The sequence below is a fragment of the Bacteroidia bacterium genome (assembly GCA_026932145.1).
Classification (GTDB): domain Bacteria; phylum Bacteroidota; class Bacteroidia; order J057; family JAIXKT01; genus JAIXKT01.
Genome location: JAIXKT010000054.1, coordinates 12384 through 35418, shown reverse-complemented (window position 1 = coordinate 35418; position 23035 = coordinate 12384). Strand labels below are relative to the sequence as shown.

19 protein-coding genes are annotated in these 23035 nt (G+C 39.6%); 5 read left to right on the top strand and 14 right to left on the bottom strand.

Annotation, left to right across the window (positions count from 1 at the left end; translation table 11 throughout):
- Positions 1–11: 11 nt before the first annotated feature.
- A complete protein-coding gene (locus LC115_12010; protein ID MCZ2357388.1) occupies positions 12–1211 on the top strand; it encodes an acetyl-CoA C-acyltransferase in 1200 nt (399 codons plus the stop codon).
- Here the strand turns inward: LC115_12010 and LC115_12005 are convergent.
- The 9 genes from LC115_12005 to LC115_11965 form a co-directional block, all read right to left on the bottom strand.
- The gene (locus tag LC115_12005) at positions 1197–2333 is read right to left on the bottom strand and encodes a cystathionine gamma-synthase (GenBank protein MCZ2357387.1); all 1137 of its coding nucleotides are present in this window, start codon (positions 2331–2333) and stop codon (positions 1197–1199) included. The two genes, LC115_12010 and LC115_12005, sit on opposite strands and share 15 nt — an antisense overlap.
- Positions 2334–2468: 135 nt before the next feature.
- Positions 2469–3749, bottom strand: coding sequence for a glycosyltransferase family 39 protein (locus LC115_12000; protein MCZ2357386.1), 1281 nt, complete (start codon positions 3747–3749; stop codon positions 2469–2471).
- A 103-nt stretch (positions 3750–3852) separates the two neighbouring features.
- Positions 3853–4962: an FIST C-terminal domain-containing protein gene (locus tag LC115_11995; protein ID MCZ2357385.1), complete on the bottom strand. Its 1110-nt coding sequence runs from the start codon at positions 4960–4962 to the stop codon at positions 3853–3855.
- 25 nt (positions 4963–4987) lie between these two features.
- Entirely contained in the window at positions 4988–5200 is a 213-nt protein-coding gene (locus LC115_11990) for a hypothetical protein (GenBank protein MCZ2357384.1), read from the bottom strand.
- A gap of 18 nt (positions 5201–5218) precedes the next feature.
- Positions 5219–5602 carry a SpoIIE family protein phosphatase gene (locus tag LC115_11985; GenBank protein MCZ2357383.1) on the bottom strand — a complete coding sequence of 128 codons (384 nt, stop codon included), beginning with the start codon at positions 5600–5602 and terminating at the stop codon, positions 5219–5221.
- A gap of 2 nt (positions 5603–5604) precedes the next feature.
- Positions 5605–6672 (bottom strand): transposase, encoded by a 1068-nt coding sequence (locus LC115_11980; protein MCZ2357382.1) that lies wholly within the window; start codon positions 6670–6672, stop codon positions 5605–5607.
- Positions 6669–8087 (bottom strand): response regulator, encoded by a 1419-nt coding sequence (locus LC115_11975; protein ID MCZ2357381.1) that lies wholly within the window; start codon positions 8085–8087, stop codon positions 6669–6671. The genes LC115_11980 and LC115_11975 overlap by 4 nt, the downstream gene beginning before the upstream one ends.
- Positions 8088–8097: 10 nt before the next feature.
- On the bottom strand, positions 8098–8490 hold the full coding sequence (locus LC115_11970) for a response regulator (protein ID MCZ2357380.1): 393 nt from the start codon (positions 8488–8490) through the stop codon (positions 8098–8100).
- Between the two features lie 6 nt (positions 8491–8496).
- Positions 8497–11493: a GAF domain-containing protein gene (locus LC115_11965; protein ID MCZ2357379.1), complete on the bottom strand. Its 2997-nt coding sequence runs from the start codon at positions 11491–11493 to the stop codon at positions 8497–8499.
- Positions 11494–11763: 270 nt separating this feature from the next.
- Between LC115_11965 and LC115_11960 the strand changes: the two genes are divergently transcribed.
- Genes LC115_11960 through LC115_11945 form a run of 4 tightly spaced genes read left to right on the top strand, consistent with a single transcriptional unit; the run spans position 11764 to position 16512 of the window.
- Positions 11764–13413, top strand: a complete 1650-nt coding sequence (locus LC115_11960) for a DUF6029 family protein (protein MCZ2357378.1) — start codon at positions 11764–11766, stop codon at positions 13411–13413.
- Positions 13414–13827: a Holliday junction resolvase RuvX gene (gene ruvX, locus LC115_11955; GenBank protein MCZ2357377.1), complete on the top strand. Its 414-nt coding sequence runs from the start codon at positions 13414–13416 to the stop codon at positions 13825–13827.
- On the top strand, positions 13824–14405 hold the full coding sequence (def, locus tag LC115_11950) for a peptide deformylase (protein MCZ2357376.1): 582 nt from the start codon (positions 13824–13826) through the stop codon (positions 14403–14405). Before ruvX ends, def begins: the two co-directional genes overlap by 4 nt.
- A 10-nt stretch (positions 14406–14415) precedes the next feature.
- The gene (locus LC115_11945) at positions 14416–16512 is read left to right on the top strand and encodes an alpha-glucosidase (GenBank protein MCZ2357375.1); all 2097 of its coding nucleotides are present in this window, start codon (positions 14416–14418) and stop codon (positions 16510–16512) included.
- A 190-nt stretch (positions 16513–16702) separates the two neighbouring features.
- Here the strand turns inward: LC115_11945 and LC115_11940 are convergent, their stop codons facing one another.
- The 5 genes from LC115_11940 to LC115_11920 all read right to left on the bottom strand — a co-directional run bounded on the left by LC115_11940 (position 16703) and on the right by LC115_11920 (position 22892).
- Positions 16703–17542: a universal stress protein gene (locus LC115_11940; GenBank protein MCZ2357374.1), complete on the bottom strand. Its 840-nt coding sequence runs from the start codon at positions 17540–17542 to the stop codon at positions 16703–16705.
- 67 nt (positions 17543–17609) lie between these two features.
- Positions 17610–20237 carry an AAA family ATPase gene (locus LC115_11935; protein ID MCZ2357373.1) on the bottom strand — a complete coding sequence of 876 codons (2628 nt, stop codon included), beginning with the start codon at positions 20235–20237 and terminating at the stop codon, positions 17610–17612.
- Between the two features lie 129 nt (positions 20238–20366).
- Positions 20367–20771 (bottom strand): diacylglycerol kinase family protein, encoded by a 405-nt coding sequence (locus tag LC115_11930; GenBank protein ID MCZ2357372.1) that lies wholly within the window; start codon positions 20769–20771, stop codon positions 20367–20369.
- Between the two features lie 5 nt (positions 20772–20776).
- Complete coding sequence (purH, locus tag LC115_11925) at positions 20777–22291, bottom strand: bifunctional phosphoribosylaminoimidazolecarboxamide formyltransferase/IMP cyclohydrolase (protein ID MCZ2357371.1); 1515 nt, start codon at positions 22289–22291, stop codon at positions 20777–20779.
- Positions 22275–22892, bottom strand: coding sequence for a phosphoribosylglycinamide formyltransferase (locus tag LC115_11920; protein MCZ2357370.1), 618 nt, complete (start codon positions 22890–22892; stop codon positions 22275–22277). Before LC115_11920 ends, purH begins: the two co-directional genes overlap by 17 nt.
- Positions 22893–23035: the final 143 nt, after the last annotated feature.

Genomic DNA, 23035 nt, shown 5'->3' with positions numbered 1-23035 from the left:
TCTTATTCGTGATGAAAGATGTTTTTATTTATGATGCCTGCAGAACTCCAATAGGGAAGCATGGTGGTAGTTTATCTTCGGTTCGGCCTGATGATTTATTGGCGTTAGTGCTTCGGGCATTGGTTCAGAGGAATCCAAACTTGCCCTTAGATTTATTAGAAGATGTTTATGCCGGTGATGCCAATCAATCCGGTGAAGACAATCGAAATGTAGCCCGAATGGCATTGTTGTTGGCTGATTTACCGATAACGTCCGGAGGTGTAACCCTAAATCGTTTATGTGCTTCCGGTTTAGAGGCCGTATCTGCTGCATATCGTGCTGTAGCCTGCGGTGAAGGCGATTTATTTTTTGCCGGTGGCGTAGAAAGCATGACCCGTGCCCCATACGTTTTATCTAAATCAGAAACGCCTTTTGGCAGAAATTCAATGCTTTTTGACACAACTATTGGCTGGCGTTTTACAAACCCCGAGTTAGCAAAACGTTTTTATCCCTATTCTATGGGAGAAACCGCCGAGAATTTAGCCGAAAAATACCAAATTTCAAGAACTGCCCAAGATGAATTTGCCTATCATTCTCAACTAAAATATCAGCAAGCTCACCAAACCGGAAAATTTGATGCAGAAATCATCCCTGTATTAATTCCTCAAAAAAAAGGAAACCCTATTTCGTTTGACAAAGATGAACATCCGCGTTTGGCTACGGTAGAACAACTGGCTGCATTGCAGCCAGCTTTTAAAAAAGGAGGTACCGTAACTGCCGGAAACTCTTCCGGTATCAATGACGGTTCGGCTGCTCTTGTTATTGGTAGTGAACAGCTGTACAAAGAATTTGGAATGAAGCCATTAGCTCGTTTTGTAACGGCGGCTGTTTCCGGAGTCAGTCCAGACATCATGGGAATTGGCCCTGTGCCGGCCACCCAAAAAGCCCTAAAACGTGCCGGAATATCCGCAGCAGACTTAGACTTAGTAGAACTCAATGAAGCCTTCGCAGTTCAAAGCCTAGCCTGCTTGCAGGAACTAAATATTGACAGCCAAAAAGTCAATGTAAATGGCGGAGCTATTGCTCTGGGGCACCCATTGGGTTGCTCCGGTGCCAGAATTATCGGTACATTAGCACATGAACTCCATCGGAATCCTAACTTCCTGTACGGCTTAGCAACCCTGTGTGTAGGTGTAGGACAAGGCCAAAGCGTTATCTTAGAGCGCGTTTAGAATATCAGCCTTTAAATCTTTAATATCTTCAATGCCAACAGAAAGCCTGATCAGAGAATCTGTTAGGCCGGCTTTCAGCCGTTCTTCCTTAGGTATTGAAGCATGGGTCATGGTTGCCGGATGGCCGACTAACGACTCTACGCCTCCCAAACTTTCTGCCAAAGTAAAAAGATGTGTAGAGGTTAAAAATTTCATAGCGGCTTCGGTGGTATCGTCTTTTAGCGTAAAAGAGATCATACCGCCGAAGTCTCTCATTTGAGTTTTGGCTACTTCGTGGCCTTGATGAGTAGTTAGTCCGGGGTAATATACACGCGAAACTTTTGGATGATTGCTCAACATTTCGGCAATAGCACGTGCGTTTTCACAATGCCGCTGCATACGCACACATAAGGTTTTCAAGCCTCTGAGAACTAAAAAACAATCCTGAGGACTGGGAACAGCACCACAACTATTTTGCAAAAATTGTAATTGCTCCGCTAATTCAGTGTTATTAGTTAGCAATGAACCCATTACAACATCGCTATGTCCGGCTAAATATTTAGTAACCGAGTGCATCACTATATCTGCGCCCAAGTCTAATGGATTTTGAAGATATGGCGAAGCAAATGTATTATCTACTACCGTTAAAATATTTTTCTGCGCAGCTATACTGGTAATTTTCTTAATATCAATAACATTAAGTAATGGGTTTGTGGGTGTTTCGACCCAAAATAGTTTTGTTTTGGGCGTAATTGTTTGCCGAACGAGTTCTAAGTCGTTCATTGGAACGAAGTGGAAGCGTATTCCATAGCGTTGAAATACGCGGACAAATAGGCGGTAAGTGCCTCCGTACAGGTCGTTGGTTGCAATAACTTCATCTCCTGGGTTTAATAGCTTGATTACGGCATCTATGGCACCCATTCCGGAGCTAAAGCAGAGTCCAAATTGGGCATTTTCGAGTGCAGCTAATGCTTTTTGTAAGGCAGCTCGGGTAGGGTTTTGCGTCCGGGCATACTCGTAGCCCTTATGTTTGCCGGGAGCTTCTTGCGCATAGGTTGATGTTTGGTAAATCGGAGTCATTACGGCTCCTGTTAGTGGATCCGGCTCAACACCGGCATGAATTACCTTAGTTCCAAATTCCATATTTTGATGATAGTATTAATAATGTAGCTTAATGATAAAAATATCCGTTTTCAACCGGCAAAGTTAGCGGCTTTTATCTCTTATTTATCACGTAAAAACGATATAGTTTTATAGTAAAACTTCGTTTTTGAGGCATTATTTTTCGGTAGTTTTATTCGGTTGTATTTTAGTGGGAATATTTAACGCCGTGAGTACACATAACAGTGGCTCAATTGGCAATCTAAACCGTCCGTCTGCCCAACCTACAGCGGTAGCGGCAAAATGAAGCACGATAATTACCAAGATAAAATGACTTATCAAAGGCTGCTGAGAAATCGTTTGAAAATATTTTACTATTGTGAGAAGCCAAATTCCGGAAACAACAACTTGCATCGCTGCAAAAATTATACTAATTATCTTATTATGAGTAATTTGAAAAGAGGTTTCGTATCCTAATCCAGATAGTTGCTGAAAGATAACTTCTATCAGCCAGATACAAAAGCCTAATGGATTTTGAAATACCAGTTCTATAAACGTTGTTGTTATCGGGATACTGATTATTTCTGTTTCTTGGGTGCAATACGTAGCGGAATATGTTTTGATGGTTTTATCCGGATAATTTTTGCAGGCGATAGAATCTGCAGCTACAAAGGTAATTGCATCATCACGTTGGTTTTCTCCAACAAGCCAAGCCGAAAAGCCACCTACCCTGCCATAATAAGCATTTGTTTCAATGAGTGTTGATAAACCTAACTTTCCGGTTATTGTGTAGTAACGAATGCTCCAAGGTAATAACATCAAAATAGGCAAACAGATTACAGCTAAGGCTACCGTTATTTTCCTTCTGTAAATCATTAAACCTGAAATACTTATCGTAATTATCGGGAGATATGCCAGTGCTATTGGTTTCACATAAAAGAGTAAAGTTGCCAGAATGACAGTGATAACTCCGTATTTAACTTTATCTTGTCGGTGATATTTTGCCCAGAACCATATTACCCAGCAAATTCCCCAGATACCTAAAATTTCGCTTAATAATAAATTGGAAAACACAATCGGCATTGGCAGCAGGATAAATAACCAAGCTGCTTTTCGCGCTGCTTTTGGCGGCAGATATAAAGAAACTGCTTTATACAGTATAATAGCAGATGTAAACACCAAAATATGCTGAAGCAATAAAACTACAAATGGGCTGAAAAAACCCATTATTAGAAATATTGGATAACCCGGAAGCCTCTGTATATCAGCAATTAACGGTTCAAAAAAAGATTGGCTGAATGTTCCTGATTTCCATAAGTTTTTGGCTATTGTCAGGTAGAATACAGAGTCATCCTGATAAATATCAGCCGTTCGGTTAGCTTGGATGAACGTAACTCCATGCAATACTATTGCTATGCAGAAAACTACCCAACCTAACCGAAACCTTGCTGCTGCCATAGCTTAACCTATTGTTAGGAAGACTATTATTCGCAATGAATTAGCTGACAATAAGTGCTTTACTGTAGTTAGCAAAAACGGTGCTGTATTTCGATGATGTTTTCTAAGCGAAAACAAGCATCGTAGAAGTTTGGTTGATGTGCCCTACGTAAGACTCTCCATAAGTAGAGAAACCGATAGTAGGGATTTCGTTAAATAGAGTGGCGTAACTTGCCTCTTGTTTTTTTGCCCTAAGTTCCAAGGTTCTCAGGATACAATGAAAGTTAAAAAGACAAGCGATTGGGCCAAATTCTGCGATTTTTGCGTTTAAATCTCTCCGTGTGTCTTGTACAATATCTCGGGATTGAAGCAGCGAGAGTTCCATTCCTTCTAATACTTGGCAATAGAAGCAGACGGCTTGTTCTTGAATTTGTTGTGGACTTCTGACGTATGGGTCTCCGTCAGAGACTAAGCCTAAGGGATTGCTCATAAAGAAGTCCGACAAGTTTTCTGGGTTTGTTCCGATTGCTTCGGCATACGCTACTGTGGCGGGTTTTCCGTTAAATTCTAATACCTTTCGGCTCGCTTCATCAACTTTGGTAGCTGTTAAAACGGGTTCGCAGATGTCAAAACTTTGGGTTTTAAGGACTTCAAAACGAGTAGCTGCCTTAAACACAGCTAATACGCTGGCATTTTTGTGTGCAAAGCCATTTGCAAAGATATAGGTCTCTTTAAATTGTAGGTCATCACCGGACGAACCACCTATAATTGTGATATTGGTTAAATCACCAAGCTTATCCATCACTTTTTCTTCCCCAAGGCTCATTCCGTCAGTAAAAATAAAACCCCCGTATTGAGCGAAATCAAGGTCGCCAAACGAAGTACCAAAATGTTGTTCTATTAATCCAACAGACTTACTAACAGATGGTTCTGAACTTATATTTTCGATTACGGTAACGAATACATCTTCAAAAATAGTGTTATCAGCAGCTAAGGCCACAAGGGAGTGTTGTCCCATATATCCGGTAGAGAGTTCTCCGGCAGTAGTGCAGCCAAAAGTTTCTGCTTCTGGAAAGGCTATTTTCATTGCCAATGCAAGTTCTGTCTGCGGATATATCATGGATGAAAAGTACATTACCAACTTTGGGTTTTGGCAGCCGGATAGCTTTCTTTTAACTTCTGCAACAGCTTCGATAACAGTCGGACGCTGCGAAAATCCTGTAGAAACACGCATATTTTTTAATTTTAATTTCTGATTTTTAAATAGCTACACCTAATTCTTTTGCAATTAACAGTAGTTTATGAATAATAACTGGGTCATCAGAGGAAGTCTCTGTAAATTTATTTACGTTAATTCCTTTGAGTAATAATTTGGTTCGGGTAACGCCCACCAAAAGTGGATTTCCTTTAGATCTTTTCAGAATGATTGTATCTATCATTTGCTTAATATTGCCTCTTGCGATATTTTCCATAAAGTTAGTTGGTTATTGTTAAGTTATTCTGATTCCGATTACTAAAATGTCATCTGTTTGCGGGCGCTGGCCTCTCCAGTCGTCTAATGTGCCGGTGATTTTTTGGCTTTGTTCAGCCATTGCATCTTGAGCTATTCCGGTTAAGAGTTTCATAAATCGGTTACGGGAGAATTTTCTATTATGTGGTCCACCGAATTGGTCTGTAAAGCCGTCTGAGAGCATATAAAGGCAATCTCCCGGCTCTGTATAAACCTCTAAGTCAGTAAAATGAACATCTTTGAAATCATGTGGGTTGCCGCTGATTTGGATTCTATCGGTATCTATTTTGATAATTTCTCCTTTTCGTTGCATCCAAACCGGCCTTCTGGTGCCGGAAATAAATATTTTACTGATGTTACGCAATATTAAGTAGTATTTTTAAGACTTGGTGTTAATAAATGCTGTAATTCTTCCTTTGCTTTTCGTAGTGCTACTATGTTCAAATAATTTTTCAGTGCAAAATGACTTTTGTTTTTTCTTACTTTCAGTAATTCAAACCGATTAAACGCTGTCAGCGAAGCAATGAAATGACTTTTTTGTGTTGTTATTGTGCGTGTAGGTGATTTGGCAAACGAAGCATTGCTCTTGATGGATTTGTGATACTCTTCTACTTTCCATCGTTTGTGATAGATTGCAGTGATTTGCTCGTATGACAAATTTAAGTCGTTAGAAGCCAGATAGAGCGCAGCAGTATCATTCTCGTTTGTGAAAATTTGGCATGCAATGAGAATTGGGAAATCCAACTGCTCAACCCACACCACCGCAGTGCGCCCTTCCGGCTTCAGGGACTTAATACTTGTGTAACGACCGTTTTGCTTATCATCCAGTGTCAAGGCAACTTTCCGATTTGACTTGAGAGCAAAAATAAATTTCCCGTTGTGTTTTTGAGCAATGAATTTCATGTTCTCGCTGTTGCCGAACCAACTATCTGAAAGTACATATTCAAAATCTAAATTCCAAAAAGCATGGTTCACCATTTTTCGAAACAGTTCATTTTTTCCAATGCGGCTTTTTCTCACCTGCTTGCCTTTTGCATTCACTGTTTTAATTGGCTTGGTAATAAATTCTACTCCCGCTGGAACACTCATCTCATTGCTGTGATACAATGCAGTGAGCATAGCAACTCCTTTTACATTTCTTCTACTGGCGTGATCAAAATGCCAGCAGATTAATTCGTTTTCATCCGTGTATGGTTTGCCTTCTATGGTTTCATCTATGATTAGAACGGCATCCTTGCTCCTGATTTCATAGCAAAGTGGTTTGGCGCGCTTCCATAAATATTCTTCATTCAAATTTCCACTCGATAAAAGTCGTGTGAATCTATCATGGCTGAGGCTGCCTTCCATCAGTAAAGATATTCCCGTGCAGGTTACTTGTCCCTGATATATCATCAGAGATTGTTGGTATAGGTCGGCTATGTTTTCAACATTCATACAGCTAAATTAATGATATCCTTGCGTAACATCAGTATTTTATTTTGTTTTGGTAAAAACAAACAAACGCTAATATCAATTCCTTCTGAAACAATTTCTCCTTGGCTATTCAGGGATTGATAAACTGCAACTCTAAGGTGGTTAAGTAGTTCCGAAGGTCTTAGAAACGGGTTTGCTTGATAAATTTGGTTTAGGAAATTTGCGCCAAGCATTGAAAGCATAGCTCCGGGGACGCCATGTCCTGTGCAATCTGCTACGGCAAGCATTAGGCTGTTTTTGTCTCCCCCAAACCAATAAAAATCGCCGCTTACAATATCACGAGGTAAATTTAGGATAAAAGAATCCGGAAAAATTTCTTGCAGCATATTTTTATGCGGCAAAACAGCGTGTTGTAAGCGTAAGGCACTGTAAATGCTATCCGTTAAATCACGATTGGCATCGGCTAATTCCTTAGATTTATGCTCCAATGATGCTGTTCTTTCTGTAACTAAATCTTCTAAGTTTTTGTAAACCATAGCATTATCTATAGATATTGCCCCTTGTGCAAGAAATAGTTTTAAAAATTCTTGTTTATTAGTGTCAAAAAAATCAGTTTTTGTGGCGTGTTCGAGGTATAGGCAGGCTATAAAGTGGCCGTAGTTGGACATTGGAGCAGCATAGATGCTGCGAACTTTTCTACTGGCAATGGTTCCTAAGGATGACCAGTCCCCAATGCGCCAAGCATTTTTCAGCACACAAGTATTTTGGGTAGCAATCACGCTATTGATAAGTTCAAAAGGAATTGTCTCAAAATCAGACGAGAAAGAGGGTTCTCCGTCTATGATTTTACATTTAATAGAAAGGGATTCATTCGGGTTTGTGAATATAATTGCGCCGGATTCTGCGCCGATACTTTTTATTGCATTGGAAAGCAATAGCGGGATGAGTTTATAGGGGTCTATTTCTGCTGATAATTGCCTTCCAACTGTGTTTAAATCCCCTAATATTTTAATCTGTGCTTCTAACTGTTTATTAGTAAGATAGCTTTTGATGGCTTCTCTAACCGTTAAGAGTAAGTCTTTTTCTTCCCATGGTTTTGGGATGTAGCGATATAGTTTAGCTTGGTTTAAGGCTCGGCCTACGGAGTCTGCGCTTGCTTGGCCGGTCAGCATTATTTTTTGGGTTTGTGGAATCTTTTTGTGTGCTTCAATTAAAAATTGATCGCCTTTCATACCTGGCATTAACTGGTCTGAAATTATTACCGGAATATTACTATCCCCGCCTTGCGTTAATTCATCAATAATTTCTAAGGCTTCTTCGCCGCTTTGGGCGATTTCAAAAGAGCAATCTTCTCCCAGCCCAAATCTAAGCTCTTGTTCTAAACTTTGTAGAACTGTTATTTCGTCATCAACACACAGGATTGTTAGTTTAGCCATAATTTCGGAGCTATTTTTCGAGTAGCGTGTCTATTTCTTTTAAGATACTAAGTTCGTCCCAAGGTTTGCGAATAAATCTATCTAAGTGGGCCTCTTTAAATGCTTTATCAACAGAGGCTTGGTCTGCATAACCTGAAAGCATGATTATTTTTGCATTAGGTAGTTTTTTACGTGTTTTTACTAATAGCTTATCTGTATTTTCGGGTGGTATTAGCCAGTCAAATATTAAAAGTGCTATCTCCTGTCCATTGCTAATAAACTCATCAATGAGTTCGTCGGTTTCTGTAATTGATTGGGCTATTTCGTATTGATATTTATTTCCGAGATGGCTTTTTAGTTGGTAAAGTAAACTATCCAAAACGGTCATCTCATCGTCTGCAAGTAGTATTATGGGCTTATTCATGAGCAATTAATTATTGGATTGAGGTAATGTGATTGTAAAGGTTGTGTTTCCGGGTTCAGATTGGAGTGAAACTGTGCCATTGTGTTTTTCTACAATTTTTCGGCAAATATCTAATCCTAACCCTGTTCCTTCGCCTTGTGGTTTTGTGGTAAAGAAAGGCTCAAATATGCGGTGCTGAATATCTTCAGGGATACCCGGCCCTGTGTCCGATATTTTAACAATAACATTTTCTGTATCTGATTCAATACCAATAGATAGTGTTCCGTTATACTTCATAGCATATAGAGCATTGTGAATAATGTTTGTCCATACTTGCCCAATTTCATCTGGATAAACCAACACGGAAGGGCATTTGCTGTAGTTTCTATTTATTGTTACGCCGTATTTTGTTTGGTTACTGTATAATGTTAAGATATTATCAATACTTTCAGCGAGTTGCATAGGAGTAGCTGTATCTTCTTGGCTAACGTGGGAGTAGTTTTTGAGGGCAAAAACGATTTTAGAAGTTTTATCAGCAGCGATGGAGATATTATCCATATTCACTTTCATTTGGCCAAGTTTATACGCATTATCTATTAAGCGGGTTGCATCTTTATTTAACAAAAGTGGTAAAATATTTTCTACGTTTTTGTAAATACGAACTTCGGTTAAATTTGAGGCGATAGTATTGGCATTATCCACTCCTTCTTCTTCGAGAGTGCGAACAATTTCTCGTTGTAGTGTTCTGCGGTCACGGGTACTTTGAATGGGTTCATTATTAAGTGCTTGCTCTATCATTTCTAAGAAAACTTTTTTGGTAGCGTCATCCATTTCACTTAAAATAATCGGTGCTTCGATGATAATTTCGGGTAAAATTCGGATCATATTTCTGACAGAGGCTTTAATAGCCGCAATGGGGGTGTTTACTTCGTGGGCTACACCGGCTACCAATTGCCCCAGTGATGCCATTTTTTCACTGATAATCAGTTTGTTTTGAGCTAAACGAAGTTCTTGGGTTCGTTCTTCAACTATTTTTTCAAGGTTTTCGTTTAGGTTTCGGATTTCTTGTTCTTTTTGGCGGCGAACATCGGCTTCCAATGCTAAGGAAATAAAATCAGCAATAGAAGTAGCGAAGTTTACTTCGTCCGGGGTCCATTGGCGTGAATTAGCTTTATGTTCATTACAAAGCACCCCCACGGTTTTACCTCTATATCGAATTGGGGCATCTAACATTGCGTTAATACCCAAAGGAGTTAGATAGACTTCGGAAAACTCTGCTGTAGCTGGATCTATATGGGCATCTTCAGCGGATATAACGCGCTCTTCTTTAAGTGCTTCAAAATATTTGGGGAAATCTTTTGCAAACAAATCCATCCCTTGCGAATGCCCTTGAACATCTTTATCAAATAAATCCAATAATGATATTTTGGTTTGTGCATCATCGTAAAACCAAACACTCGAACGGTCTGTTTCCAATGTATCCACAGCAGCTTCGGTTAGTTTAGCTAATGTTTCAGCAAGAGGAATAGATACTAAGTCTTTTTGGGTTAGAGAAAGTAGAATCTGATTGTGCTTTTCAATACGTCTGTTTCTTTCTTCTAATTCAATTTCAACCTTACAAATAGTATCAATATCTTGGGTTGTGCCTGTTAGTTTTTGGGATTCTGCATCATAGGCTTGTAAGCGGGTATTGACGTAAATATATTCACCATCTACACGGCGCAGTCTGTAAATAAATGAGGCTAAATCTGCTTCAGAGCCTTGAGATAATATATTTTGTAACGCCTCATTCAGAATTGGGGTATCTTCCGGATGTACCCATTCATTTATGTATTGGTTAATAGGGATTTCTATGGCTTCTTCCATACCCATAAGATGGGCATACTCTAAGCTTAGTATCAGTACTTGATTGGCTATATCAAGTTCCCAAGGGCCAATTTGCCCAAGTAATAGTGCATTAGAGAGGGCTTCTCGCTGTTTTTCCATTTCCGATACAGCTCCTTCTAACAGTTCGATGTTCGTTATACTTTGCTCTTCGGTAGCTTTAAACAATGCTTCCATTTCCTGATAGGATTGGATAGCCGTTATGGTTTCAGTAAAATCTGTTCCTAAGATTTGAATACTCGTAATATTTCCCGATTCATTTTGAATGGGTGTAATTTGAGCAAGCAGCCAAGTTAGTTCTTTATTTTTTCGGGAAAATGCCAAGTGTACTCCGCTGATAGGCTGCTGAGAGAGATTTTCCCAAAGAAAGTTGAAGTTTTGTAGTTCCTCATCAACATCTGCTAAAAAATAGGTTATTTTTTTTCCTTTTAGATGTAGTATATCTGTTCCTAACAGGTTGCAGAATATGGTGTTAGCCTCTACTATTGTGCCGTCTGGATGCAATGATATAGAGGCAAAGGTTGTGTCTATGGCTTGTATTTTTTGTTTAAAAGTTTCAAACTGCTCTGCTATTTGCGGAGACAGCGCCCCGCCGGTATTTAAGCCGGTTCTGACTTGTAATATTAAGCCTAAAATCCCTGATTGGGTTGTTAGCCATTTTTGGGTTTTTTCATCAATTGTTTTTAAACTAAATAGTTGTATAAATCCGACTACTTCGTCGTCAAAAATTGCGGGTAAAATCACCATAGCTTGAATAGGTAGGGTAATTGCCCCTGCTTCGATGGTATAGCTATTTTCCGGCAGTTCATTGTAAACGAATAATCGTTTACTTTGAATAGCCCCCCCAACTAAGCCGTCTTTGCCGGAAATCTCTTCCGGCTGCTCTGTTAATGCTGAAAATCTACCCGAAAGGGAATATAAATCATCATTTTGTCTTTGATATAATGCTCCACTAACAGCATTTGCAGAGAGCACAAATTCTGAAGTCAAATCATCAAGGGATAATTCCGGACGAATATAGCGTATTGGTTGCCAGCCATTTGTAGCGGTTAGCGTATCCACATTTATTCCATACAAATCACTATTACCGGTAGTCTTTTGCGGCGTAAGAGATTTCCATAGACTTTCAAAATTCCACATAAACCAATTTATAGTGTAACAACCCGCAAAGTTAAAACGAAAACAACTACTTGTATATTTTTTTATCAACCATACACCAAGTAAATATAAGGTTTTTACCCTATTTTCTCTAAGTAAAAAAGCGTTTTAATACTTTATTTTAGGGAGATTTAATAGCGTTTTTGGGTTCTTAGTAAGCTATATTATTTTTAGTCTGTTCCAAAAATCTTTTTTATTTTATTTTGTGATTTTTAAGGTTACTTATAGCCAGTTTTTTTCAATTTTGTGGTAATGCTACGTACACTTTTGGTCATCATAATTTCAGGTTGTATTCATAGGTTATATGGTCAGTCTGAAATGGAAACTCGCATTCAGGAGATAACTTCTCAGATAGGCACTGTAACGGGAAATATGCAGTTTGACGCACAAACTTACCAATATGATTCAATTATTGGAACGCCAAAAGTTCCGGAAAAGGCTCGTTCTAATATGTTTACGAATATTTTATGGTACAAAGGGCATTTTTCGGCAGGGTTTCGTTATGAACATTATTTGAACCCGCTTTTGGGATTTGACCCGCGCTACACCGGAAGCGGAATTCCATACCGCTTTGCTAAGTTTACATCTGACTTTTTGGAGGTAACTATCGGTAATGTGTATGAGCAATTCGGCTCCGGCTTGATATTACGAACTTTTGATGACCGGTCATTAGGCTATGATAATAGTGTGGACGGTTTTGGGGTTCAAATCAGACCTGTTTCAGGGGTTACGGTAAAAGGTATTTGGGGTAGGCAACGGTCGTTTTTCACTTTAGGGCAAGGAATCGTACGGGGCGTTGACGGAGAAGTGTCTCTTAATGAATTGTTAGACACCAGCGGCACTTGGAAAACCCAAATCTCCGTAGGAGGCGGCTTTGTTAGTAAATATCAACCTGACCAAGACCCCGTTTATCGCCTGCCGGAAAATGTAGGTACATGGGCAGCCCGGCTAAACTTTAAAGTAGGAAAAGTAAACCTCTTTGCTGAATATGCCCATAAAGTGAACGACCCCTCCGCCGTAAATTCATTCATCTATAAAAATGGAGAAGCATTACTCCTAACCTTATCTTATGCCCGTAAAAACCTTGGGTTCTCTCTCAATGCTAAACGTTTAGATAATATGGACTTCCGTTCTGATAGAACCGCTTCCGGCAATAACCTAAACATCAACTTTATGCCCCCAATCGCCAAACAGCACACTTACCGATTAAATACATTGTATTTATATGCTACTCAGCCACTTGGTGAAATGGGATTGCAAGGAGACCTTTACCTGAACCTTCCCAAAGAAACTTCTCTCGGCGGAAAATATGGCACCAATATTACCATGAACTTTTCTATCGTCCAAAATATTGATACCACACAGCTATCCAACGGACTGGGCTATGAATCTAAGTTCTTTAGCATCGGAAAACGAATGTTTTACCGCGACTTTAATATAGAAATTAACCGAAAAATATCCTCTAAATTAAAACTTACCGCTGCTTATTTCAACATAGTGTATGACAAAGATAAGATTCAAGGGCTTTCTGGAGTCGGAACTGTTTATGCAAATATGTGGGTTTTAGAGGCATTGTTTAAGATTAATGCTAAACACAGCATCCGCATGGAAGCCCAGCAACTCCTTACCAAGCAAGATATGGGCAATTGGATGATGGGTTTACTGGAATACACAATTTCACCCCATTGGTTTCTGGCTGTTTTTGATGAGTATAATTACGGAAATAAAGAAAAAATGCAACGTATTCACTACCTTAGCAGCCAGATAGGTTACCAACGCGGTAATTCACGATTAACCGTAGGTTATGCGAGACAACGTGCCGGCTTAGTTTGTGTTGGCGGGCTTTGTCGGGTAGTTCCCGCCTCTAACGGATTTCAAGTTTCAGTAACAACTTCATTCTAAATGCCCAGAATCCTCGCTATTGACTACGGCTCAAAACGCTGTGGATTAGCTCATACAGACCCACTTAAGGTAATCGCAACTCCGCTACACGCGTGCGCCACAAACGAACTCTTCCCATTTTTACATCACTATTTATCACAACAAAACGTAGAAAAAATCATCCTTGGCTACCCCAAAACACTCCAAAACACAGATACGGACGCAACCCAAGCAGTAAGACAACTTGAAAAAAGTCTTCAAAAACGCTATCCCAATATCCCTATTTTACTTTGGGACGAACGCTTTACCTCCAAAATGGCACATCAAACTATGCTGGCTGCCGGCTTAAAAAAATCAGACAGACGAGATAAACTGCTTGTAGATAGAACCGCAGCCGTAATTTTGCTCCAATCTTATCTAAATACACAATTATGATTCTTCCAATAGTAGGCTATGGCTCTCCAGTACTTAGAGCAAAAGCCAAAAACATTACATCAGATTATCCTAACCTATCTCAACTCATTGATAATATGTATGATACAATGTACAATGCTCATGGAGTTGGGTTAGCAGCTCCCCAAATAGGGCTGGATATCCGCCTGTTTATTGTGGACGGCACCCCAATGGACAAAGAAGATAAAGACCCAGATACCCCCAACGAAGATATGTCTAACTTCAAAAAGGTATTCATAAACCCAACCATTATTGAACAAAGTGGACAAAACTGGGCGTTTAACGAAGGATGCCTAAGCATTCCAGATATTCGTGAAGATATATCCAGAAAACAACTTATTCATATTCAATATTTTGACCAACATTGGGTACAATATACAGAAACCTATTCAGGAACAAAGGCACGAATTATTCAGCATGAATATGACCATTTGGAGGGAGTTTTGTTTACAGATTATCTTAGCCCGCTCAAAAAACAACTGATTTATACCAAACTTCAAAAAATTCAAAAAGGAACTATCCACGTTGGCTATCCAATGAAATTTGCAAAATCTAAATAACGTACCTTAAATGCGGCAATTTAATTGGTTATTAATTGTTTTGCTTTATACTTTTTGCAGTTTTAATATTGTAAACGGGCAAATTTGGTGTGAACTGAAAGATGCCGAAGTAACGGTATTTCTGGATAGTACATCCGTATTTTCTATTCCCAGAAGTTATCCGATGAGTGCTTACCGAAACACTGTAAAGACTTCTTTTCGGTCAGGAATTATTGAAGTGAGCCAACGGGTAGAAACAGCTTGGGAATATTCCCGCTTGTTGGATACTTTTTCAACCGAAAACTCAGTCGTTATTCGGGGTGAAGTACGTAATTATCAGGGAACTTTTCGGTTCTATATCCATCTATCGCAATCTTCCAATAAAACAATAAATATACAATTTATAGATTCAATACCGGCCAATAAACGCACTCTTCGTTTTAGTAAAACCAAACGAGAACCTTGGTTTGGTGGCGGGGAGCAGTATTCTACCATACAAGTCAATGGCCATGAAATCCCTTTATTAGTTGAAGAACAAGGCGTTGGGCGTGGCGACCAGCCAATATCAAGAATTGTCTCAGTTGCCGGAGCACAAGGAAGCCAATATACGACATACGCACCAATACCTTTTTTTCTCAGCCAAACGAGAGCCGTTTGGTCTAATTTATCCGGCTATCAAATTGCCAACTTTCGTTATCCTAACTTGATTGAGTGGTCTTTTTGGGATGAAAAGCCAAATTTAGAATGGGCAGTAGCCCAAAGCCCCTTAGAACTTATTCAAACTTATACAAACACTACCGGCAGAATGCGCCCCTTACCTTTTTGGGCTTACGGATCAATATTGGGAATTCAAGGTGGCTGGAAAAAAGTCCTTCCTGTGTTAAAACAATCTCTTGCAGCAGAAAATCCGGTAGAGGCAATCTGGATACAAGATTGGGTTGGCAGCCGAAAAACCCAGTTAGGAACCCGTTTATGGTGGAACTGGCTGCCTGATGAAGCACGTTATCCGAATTTTAAATCAGTATGCGATTCATTATTAGGTGCCGGAATTCATGTTTTGGGATACATAAATCCTTTTTTTGCACCCGAAGGAAGCATCGGCAAAGAAGTTATTACACGTGGTTTTGCCATCCAAACTCCTTCTAATGAACCTTTTAAACTATCTGTCGGTGGCTCTAAAGCCGTACTTTTAGATATTTGGAACCCTAAAGCAAAAGTTTGGTTTAAAGAATTAATAGCCAAAAATCTCATCGGAAATGGGTTATCAGGCTGGATGGCTGATTTTGGAGAATGGCTCCCGCCGGGAAGCCGTTCCTACAAAAGAATCTGCACCTTATCTGACCACAACGACTATGCCGATTTATGGATAGAACTCATGGCTGAAATAGCAGCAGAACATCCTGATTTACTGATATTTAATAGGTCAGGATTCCGTAATTCCGTCAAAAACAGCCAGTTATTTTGGGCAGGCGATCAGACCACCTCTTTTCAAACCAATGATGGATTAATGGCTCAGTTTCGGGGTATTCTTTCCGGTGGCTTTAGTGGAATCAGCCAAAATCACGGAGATATTGGCGGCTACACCAACTTACATTTACCACTTCTTCCCGAATATCGCCGTGATTGTAATATGCTGGAAGTTTGGATGGCTTTTTGCGCTTTTTTGCCGGTTTTTAGAACCCATGAGGGACTTATTCCTGAAAGAAATTGCCAATTTTATACCCATGATTCGTTACAACGCCAACTTGCCCGTTGGGCAAGGTTTCATCGAAAATTGATTCCCTATTGGTTAGCGTGTGGCAATGAAGCTACCGAACTTGGATACCCTATCATTCGGCATAGTTTTTTAGTAGCATCAGACGCACCGGAAGCGCTGCAAGCCCAAAAGCAGTTCTTTGTAGGAAACGATTTACTGGTCGTTCCCCAGCTTACAGAAACGCCCAAGTCGGTTTCTTGCTGGCTACCACCCGGAGAATGGATTAGCTTATTAACAGGAGAGATATTTCAGGGCGGAAAATTTGCCGTTACGCCTAAACCTATTGTAGCTTTTGTCCGCGTAAATTCTCCTTTTCAAGATTTAATCTTAGAAGCAGCCCATGAAATCTGGCAACCTAAAAACGGGTTATAATCCAGAACGTATGATAAAGAGATTGGCCAAGAAAGAATGGCCTTACAACAGACATTATGAACAAATGGTGTTTTTAGGAGAAATTACCTAAAAACACCACTGAAAATCAAATAGTTAATTACTTTTGAAATTTATATTTATAGTTTTTATTTCCTAAATCCCAATAATTATTTTTATTCGTTTTACAGAATTAGCTGGGTTTAAAGGTAAGCAGAGGGGTTTTGATGTTTTTTGAAATGCTTTCGGCAATACTTCCTTTTATGAGTTGCAATAGGCCGGTGCGACCGTGTGTGAGCATCGCAATTAAGTCAATATTTTCATCTGCACAGATATGAGCAATTCCCTCTTCTACCGAAACATCGTTATAGATAAATCCGCGTAAGTTAGCATCGGGATATTTTGCTTTTAGGATGCTGTATTGGTCATTTGCATATTTTGAAGTAGCATAATTTGCCGGTGTGATAATACAAGCTACATCAATTCTGGCATTAAAAAAGTTGGCAAAAGATATTATTTGCGGGAAGATTTCGTCTAAGTCATCCTGAAAGTCGGTAGCGAACAAAATTCTTTTTATAGAATCTATTACAGCTCCTACGGGAATGCTCAGGACGGGAATTTTTGCTTTTCGGATAACTCTTTCCGTGTTAGTTCCCATCCACGAATTCCAGATATTTCCTTTAGAGCCGTGAGTTCCCATAGCAATTAGTCCGGCATCAATTTTAATGCGATCTACAAATTCCCATGGTTCCATATCTGCTAAAAAGTGTCTATCACTTTTAATCCCTTGCATATAAGGTTCTGCCATAAGCGCGTCCATTTGGGCATTTAGTTGCTCTCTTATTTTGGTGTGAGCGGCAGAATCAATCGTTAGGCCAGCATCAGGGGTGCCGGAATGTGCGTAAGGAACGTTATAGATATGCACAAAATGGATCTTAGCATCGGCTTTTTTGGCAATAATAGAAGTAAATTGTAGTGCTAATTTTGCAGATTCCGAAAAATCTGTAGGCATGATGATGTTGTTCAGTTTCATGATCTGTTTAAAAAACTGTGCAAGTTACAAAGTAAGTTGCGAACTTTCAAATTGTTGTTATTATCTGTTACTGGGTTTGGCCAAATCCGATGCTGCTGCGATTTTTGCCGGGCTCTTCCAGTACAAGGTCGTCCACATCGTCTAAAATCAGCGTGTATAATGCTTCAGGTGTACGTAGGGAAGGCGATAATGTAGCAAGCCGTAAATGTTGGTTTTTGATGGAGGCTTCGATCACCTTTCGTACTTGGCGGCCGTTTCCAAAGTTTTTACCTTTTCTGGATACTATTTGGGTGAAGAATCGTTCTAAGTATTCTTGTGCTTCGGCATCCGGTTTTAACTTTTCTACTGCCAATAAGGATAATGCCATTTGCATTAATTGATGTTCATCGTAATCTTGGAAGAAGAAATGCCTATCAAAGCGGGAGCGTAGGCCGGGGTTAGAGTTTAGAAACTGCTCCATCTGGTCTGTATAGCCGGCTACAATTACAACAAATTGGCCGCGTTGGTCTTCCATACGTTTTAAGATAGCTTCTACAGCTTCTCTGCCGTAGTCATCACCGCTGGTAGTGAGTGCATACGCTTCATCAATGAATAAAATTCCGCCGATAGATTTGTCTATTACGGCATTTGTTTTTTCGGCTGTTTGGCCTAAGTAGCTGGCTATGAGTTTTTGTCTATCTACTTCTACTAAGTGGCCGCGTTCTAAGATTCCCAATGCTTTATAGATTTTGGCAACAATACGGGCTACGGTTGTTTTTCCGGTACCGGGGTTTCCTGAAAAAACAGCATGTAGGGAAAAGGTTTTGCGAACATCTCGTCCAGTTTCTCTGTAAAAACGCACTAATTTAACTAACTCATCAATTTCTTTTTTTACGGAGTCTAAGCCTACCATAGCTTTAAGTTCAGCAAGGGATTCGCGCAGCAAATCTTCATCTATGGGAATATCAGCAACAATTCTGTCTTTTTGAGCAAATATCTTTTTAATATCTTCAACTTTAATGGTAGCGAAATCTTCTTTGGTCAGGCTTGAAATGTCTGGGGATTTCATTAGTCTGAGCCCTAAGTTCATTTTTGCTTCTTCTATCAGGGAATGCACTAATCTGGCGTTTCCGAAGGTTTCGTCTCTATTGCGGTAGTCTTCTACAATTCGGGTATATAAAAAGTCTCTGGCTTCGGTTTCTAAGGTAACGCTGCGTTTGTTGGCGGCGTAGTCTGCTATCAAGATAAGTTCTTGCGGGGTGTAATCCAGAAAATGATAGACGGCAGTGAATCGTGATTTTAATCCGGGATTAAAATCTAAGAATTTTTCCATGAGTTCTGGATAGCCGGCAACGATGACTGCAAAGTTATTTTTGGGGTCATTCATTTCTTTTACTAAGATTTCGATTACTTCTTGCCCGAAGTCTTTGCCGTCTTCTTTATTTCGTGTTAGGGAGTAGGCTTCATCAATAAAGAGGATTCCGCCTTGCGCTTTTCCGATTGCATCTTTGATTTTTGGGGCAGTTTGGCCTATGTATTCTCCAATAATATCGCTGCGGTCAACTTCGTGAACGTGCCCGCGTGGGAGTAAGCCTAATACTTTATAAATCTTACCAAGTAGGTTTGCGACCGTTGTTTTTCCTGTACCGGGGTTTCCTGTAAAAACGGCATGTAGGTTTATCTGGGTGCTATCACTAAACCCTTTTTCGCTGCGAATTTTTAAAAAGTTTAGATACTGGATGTATTCTTTTAACTTTTGTTTAATATTATTTAAACCAACCATAGATTCAAGTTCTTCGGTTACTGATTCTATGGTTTCGGGAGGTGTTATCGCAGCCGTAGTGCTACCGGCGGTAGTTAAGGTATTTAAGCCTGTGTAGGGAGTATATTCTTCTAATGAGATGAATGAATCTGCTACGGTGAATGGCGCCACGGCAACTACTTGGTCCATAAAGACAACGGCCATGCGGAAATTATCTTTACCCCAAGTACCCGCTGTTTCAGAACCCCAACCAACACTTAGGGTATATTCTGTAGTATCTAAATTAATATCTATATTTCGGGTAACTGTTCCTTTTAGTCGGCCGGTATCATCGGAGTAGTTGAAGAAAAGTTCACCTTTCCATGACTTACTTTTGGTAGGAGAATAGTTGAGTTTATTTTCAAAAGTAAATTCTACCCACACATAGCGAGTTCCTTCTGAGTCAAATTGGCCGTAATAAACTCGGTCATTGATAGCGGGTTCATTGTAGCCGGACTCAAAGGTTTTAATATGTTTTACGGTAAAATAAGGGTTTTCTTGTGCCGTTACGATGCCATAGTTGTTTACGGTAAATTCTGTGGTGGTAAAGAGTTCGTCATTTATCCATGCCTCCCAGCGATAGCTGCCGGCAGTCCAGAATGCACCAGCACTCTCCATCCCCCAGCCCTTTCTGATATAAACGATGTTAAGCTCTTTAACAATCTCCATGCTGGCATCTTGGTCGCATATCAAACTGTTATCAGAGTTACGAAAAGCTTTGATGCTACAACTTAAATTCCAATTTCTTTCATCAAAGAGTTTATTGTAGAATGAAAACTCTGTCCACACATAAGTTGTTTCCATCTGTTCAAAAACGGTACGATACTTCTTTTCATCATTTGCGTACCATTCATCTGTACCATATACTTTAAACTCTCTAAATTTCAGATAGTTACTTAATTCGCTTTTTTTCATAGAAAAAAATACCTGTTAATGAATTTTGTGGCTAAGTTACGTTTTTTTGTATAATGAATTAGGCTTAACTTTTATAGTTTGTGAAGTCATGATGCCTAAAATATTTTTAAATGTGGCTGCTGCAAAGGATTAATATAAGCTACCGAGTAACGCCCAAAGTCTTGGCCCTAAGACAAATAAGCCGACACAAATAGCGGCTGTGGCAGCTAATAAAACGCCACCGGCAGCTACATCTTTAGCTTTCTTAGCTAATTCGTGGTAATCAGGGCTAACCAAATCTATCATAAACTCAACTGCTGTATTTAAAGATTCCGCTACCCACACCAAGCCCATACACAAGCTAATCAATGACCACTCTAACCAATTTAAGTGCATCAATATCCCTAAAAAAATCAGAAAAACAGAAACGACAAAGTGGATTTGTGCATTTGGCTGGGTTAAAATCAGGGTTTTAATTCCAGTTAAAGCATAACGAAAACTGTATGTTCTGCGAATAAAATAATTTTTTTTAGGATATTTAGCGTGCTTTTTCATGGCTATTAATGGTGAAAATGGCGGTTTCCGGTAAATACCATACAGATTCCGTTTTCTTCACAATATTCAATCACTTCTTTATCTCGTACAGATCCGCCGGGCTGTATTATCAACTTGATACCGGCAGCGTTAGCTACACGAACTCCGTCCGTAAACGGAAAGAAAGCATCGGATACTAAGGTCGCGTTTTCCAAAATAAATCCCATCGCTTCGGCTTTGTGAATGGCTTGGTTTAACGCATCTATACGAGAAGTTTGCCCAATTCCGGAACCAATAAGTTGCTCTTGATAAACAATTGCAATGGCATTTGATTTTAAATGCTTGCAAACTTTTTCCCCAAAAATAATATCTTTAAACTGATTTTGGGCTGGCTTCTTTGTTGTTACTATCTGATAATCAATTGGTTGTGTGTATCCGGCATCATATTCCTGCATCAAAAGTCCGTTTAAGCAAGAACGATAAACTACTCCGGGTAGGTTTACGGGTTTAGATTTTAAGAGAATACGATTTTTTTTCTGTGATAGAAGTTCTAATGCTTCTTTAGAAAAATGAGGTGCGATGAGTACTTCGTAGAAAATTTCATTGAGGGATTCTGCAACAGTTAGGGGAATGTCTTGGTTGGTAATGATAATCCCGCCAAAAGCCGAAATGGGGTCGCAGGCTAAGGCATCTTCCCAAGCATTTAGCGGGGTGGAACGGCTGGCTATCCCGCAGGGATTGGTGTGTTTTATGATTGCAAAAGTAGGAGCAGTGAACTCACGAATCAAGCGAAATGCCGCATCTATATCTAATAAATTATTGTAAGAAAGCTCTTTACCGTGTAGCTGGGTAAAACACTCCTGTAAATTTCCAAAAAATGTAGCTGCTTGATGGGGATTCTCACCATAACGCATCTTAACCTTAGGTTCATAATGTAAGTTAATCTGCTCTACAGGGCTTTCAAACCAATCAGCGATAAGTGAATCATAACGAGCAGTTAGCTGAAAAGCATATCCGGCATATTTTCTTCTATCTATTTCAGAAAAACTTCCTTGTTTGGAAATATATTCTGCTAAAAACTGTTCATAATAATGAGTAGCCGGAATAACCAGCACATCATGAAAGTTTTTTGCAGCAGCCCGAATCAATGAAACGCCTCCAATATCTATTTTTTCAATGATTTCTACTGGGTCAGCAGTATTTCTCAAAGTCTCTTCAAACGGATATAAATCCACAACTACTAAGTCAAATAGCGGAATATCATGCTTCAAGACTTCTTCTTCATGGGTAGAATTTCCCCGAATAGCTAAAATACCCCCGAATATCTTCGGGTGTAACGTTTTTACTCGACCTCCTAAAATAGCCGGAAATCCCGTAACCTGACTAACATCCTGAACGGGTAATGAAATTCCTTTTACATAATCTAAGGTACCACCAGTGGCATACAACTGAACGCCGTTTGCGTGTAATGCCCGTGCAAGTGGTTCTAAATTGGTTTTGTCATAAATAGACAATAACGCAGTTTCAATACGTTTTTCCATCAGGAGTTAAATTAATTTGTTGATAAATAGGTTCTGACAAGGACTCAATAATCCTTGGAAAATATTGATGTTCAAGTATTTGTACTTTTTTTGCAATTTCTGTTGGGGTTGTGGGGTAGGTTATCGGTGTTTCGGCCTGAAATAAAATTCGGCCTTGGTCATAGGCCGTATTTACGATATGGAAAGTAACTCCCGTAACCGGCTCTTGGGCTGCCATAACGGCCTCATGGACTTTTAAGCCATACATATCTTTGCCGCCAAATTTAGGTAATAATGCAGGATGCACATTTACAATTCTTTCCGGATATTGCTGGATTATTTTTTCCGGTATTAGCCGTAAATAGCCGGCTAACACAATTAGCTGAATGCGATACTGGTGTAGCTTTTCCAGCAAGTAATCCTCATCAGAAGCCTGTTGGTTATTGAATATAACGCAGGAAAGGTTAGATTTACGGGCGCGTTCACACACAAAAGCATCTGCACGGTTGCTGAATATTGCAGCAATTTCAACAGTCGTTGAATTTTGAAAATAATCAATTAACGTTTGTGCGTTCGTACCGTTTCCCGAAGCAAAAATCCCAACTTGTACCCGCTTCTTCACGCGGCAAAGGTACGTGCATTTCTGTTATCAAGTTTCAACAATGGCATAGAATCTACACTAAATGATAACAAGTTGAATCACATTTAAAATCAAATACGACTAATTCTGTAGATGACACAATTGTATATTTTCTATCCTGTAAT

Excerpts from the sequence above, each read along its gene's own strand:
- LC115_11940 (MCZ2357374.1), bottom strand. The coding sequence starts at position 17,542 with ATGAAACTGAACAACATCATCATGCCTACAGATTTTTCGGAATCTGCA.
- LC115_11930 (MCZ2357372.1), bottom strand. The coding sequence starts at position 20,771 with ATGAAAAAGCACGCTAAATATCCTAAAAAAAATTATTTTATTCGCAGA.
- LC115_11935 (MCZ2357373.1), bottom strand. The coding sequence starts at position 20,237 with ATGAAAAAAAGCGAATTAAGTAACTATCTGAAATTTAGAGAGTTTAAA.
- ruvX (MCZ2357377.1), top strand. The coding sequence starts at position 13,414 with ATGCCCAGAATCCTCGCTATTGACTACGGCTCAAAACGCTGTGGATTA.
- LC115_11960 (MCZ2357378.1), top strand. The coding sequence starts at position 11,764 with ATGCTACGTACACTTTTGGTCATCATAATTTCAGGTTGTATTCATAGG.
- LC115_12005 (MCZ2357387.1), bottom strand. The coding sequence starts at position 2,333 with ATGGAATTTGGAACTAAGGTAATTCATGCCGGTGTTGAGCCGGATCCA.
- LC115_11975 (MCZ2357381.1), bottom strand. The coding sequence starts at position 8,087 with ATGGCTAAACTAACAATCCTGTGTGTTGATGACGAAATAACAGTTCTA.
- LC115_11965 (MCZ2357379.1), bottom strand. The coding sequence starts at position 11,493 with ATGTGGAATTTTGAAAGTCTATGGAAATCTCTTACGCCGCAAAAGACT.
- def (MCZ2357376.1), top strand. The coding sequence starts at position 13,824 with ATGATTCTTCCAATAGTAGGCTATGGCTCTCCAGTACTTAGAGCAAAA.
- LC115_11945 (MCZ2357375.1), top strand. The coding sequence starts at position 14,416 with ATGCGGCAATTTAATTGGTTATTAATTGTTTTGCTTTATACTTTTTGC.
- LC115_11990 (MCZ2357384.1), bottom strand. The coding sequence starts at position 5,200 with ATGGAAAATATCGCAAGAGGCAATATTAAGCAAATGATAGATACAATC.
- LC115_11980 (MCZ2357382.1), bottom strand. The coding sequence starts at position 6,672 with ATGAATGTTGAAAACATAGCCGACCTATACCAACAATCTCTGATGATA.
- purH (MCZ2357371.1), bottom strand. The coding sequence starts at position 22,291 with ATGGAAAAACGTATTGAAACTGCGTTATTGTCTATTTATGACAAAACC.
- LC115_12000 (MCZ2357386.1), bottom strand. The coding sequence starts at position 3,749 with ATGGCAGCAGCAAGGTTTCGGTTAGGTTGGGTAGTTTTCTGCATAGCA.
- LC115_12010 (MCZ2357388.1), top strand. The coding sequence starts at position 12 with ATGAAAGATGTTTTTATTTATGATGCCTGCAGAACTCCAATAGGGAAG.
- LC115_11970 (MCZ2357380.1), bottom strand. The coding sequence starts at position 8,490 with ATGAATAAGCCCATAATACTACTTGCAGACGATGAGATGACCGTTTTG.
- LC115_11995 (MCZ2357385.1), bottom strand. The coding sequence starts at position 4,962 with ATGCGTGTTTCTACAGGATTTTCGCAGCGTCCGACTGTTATCGAAGCT.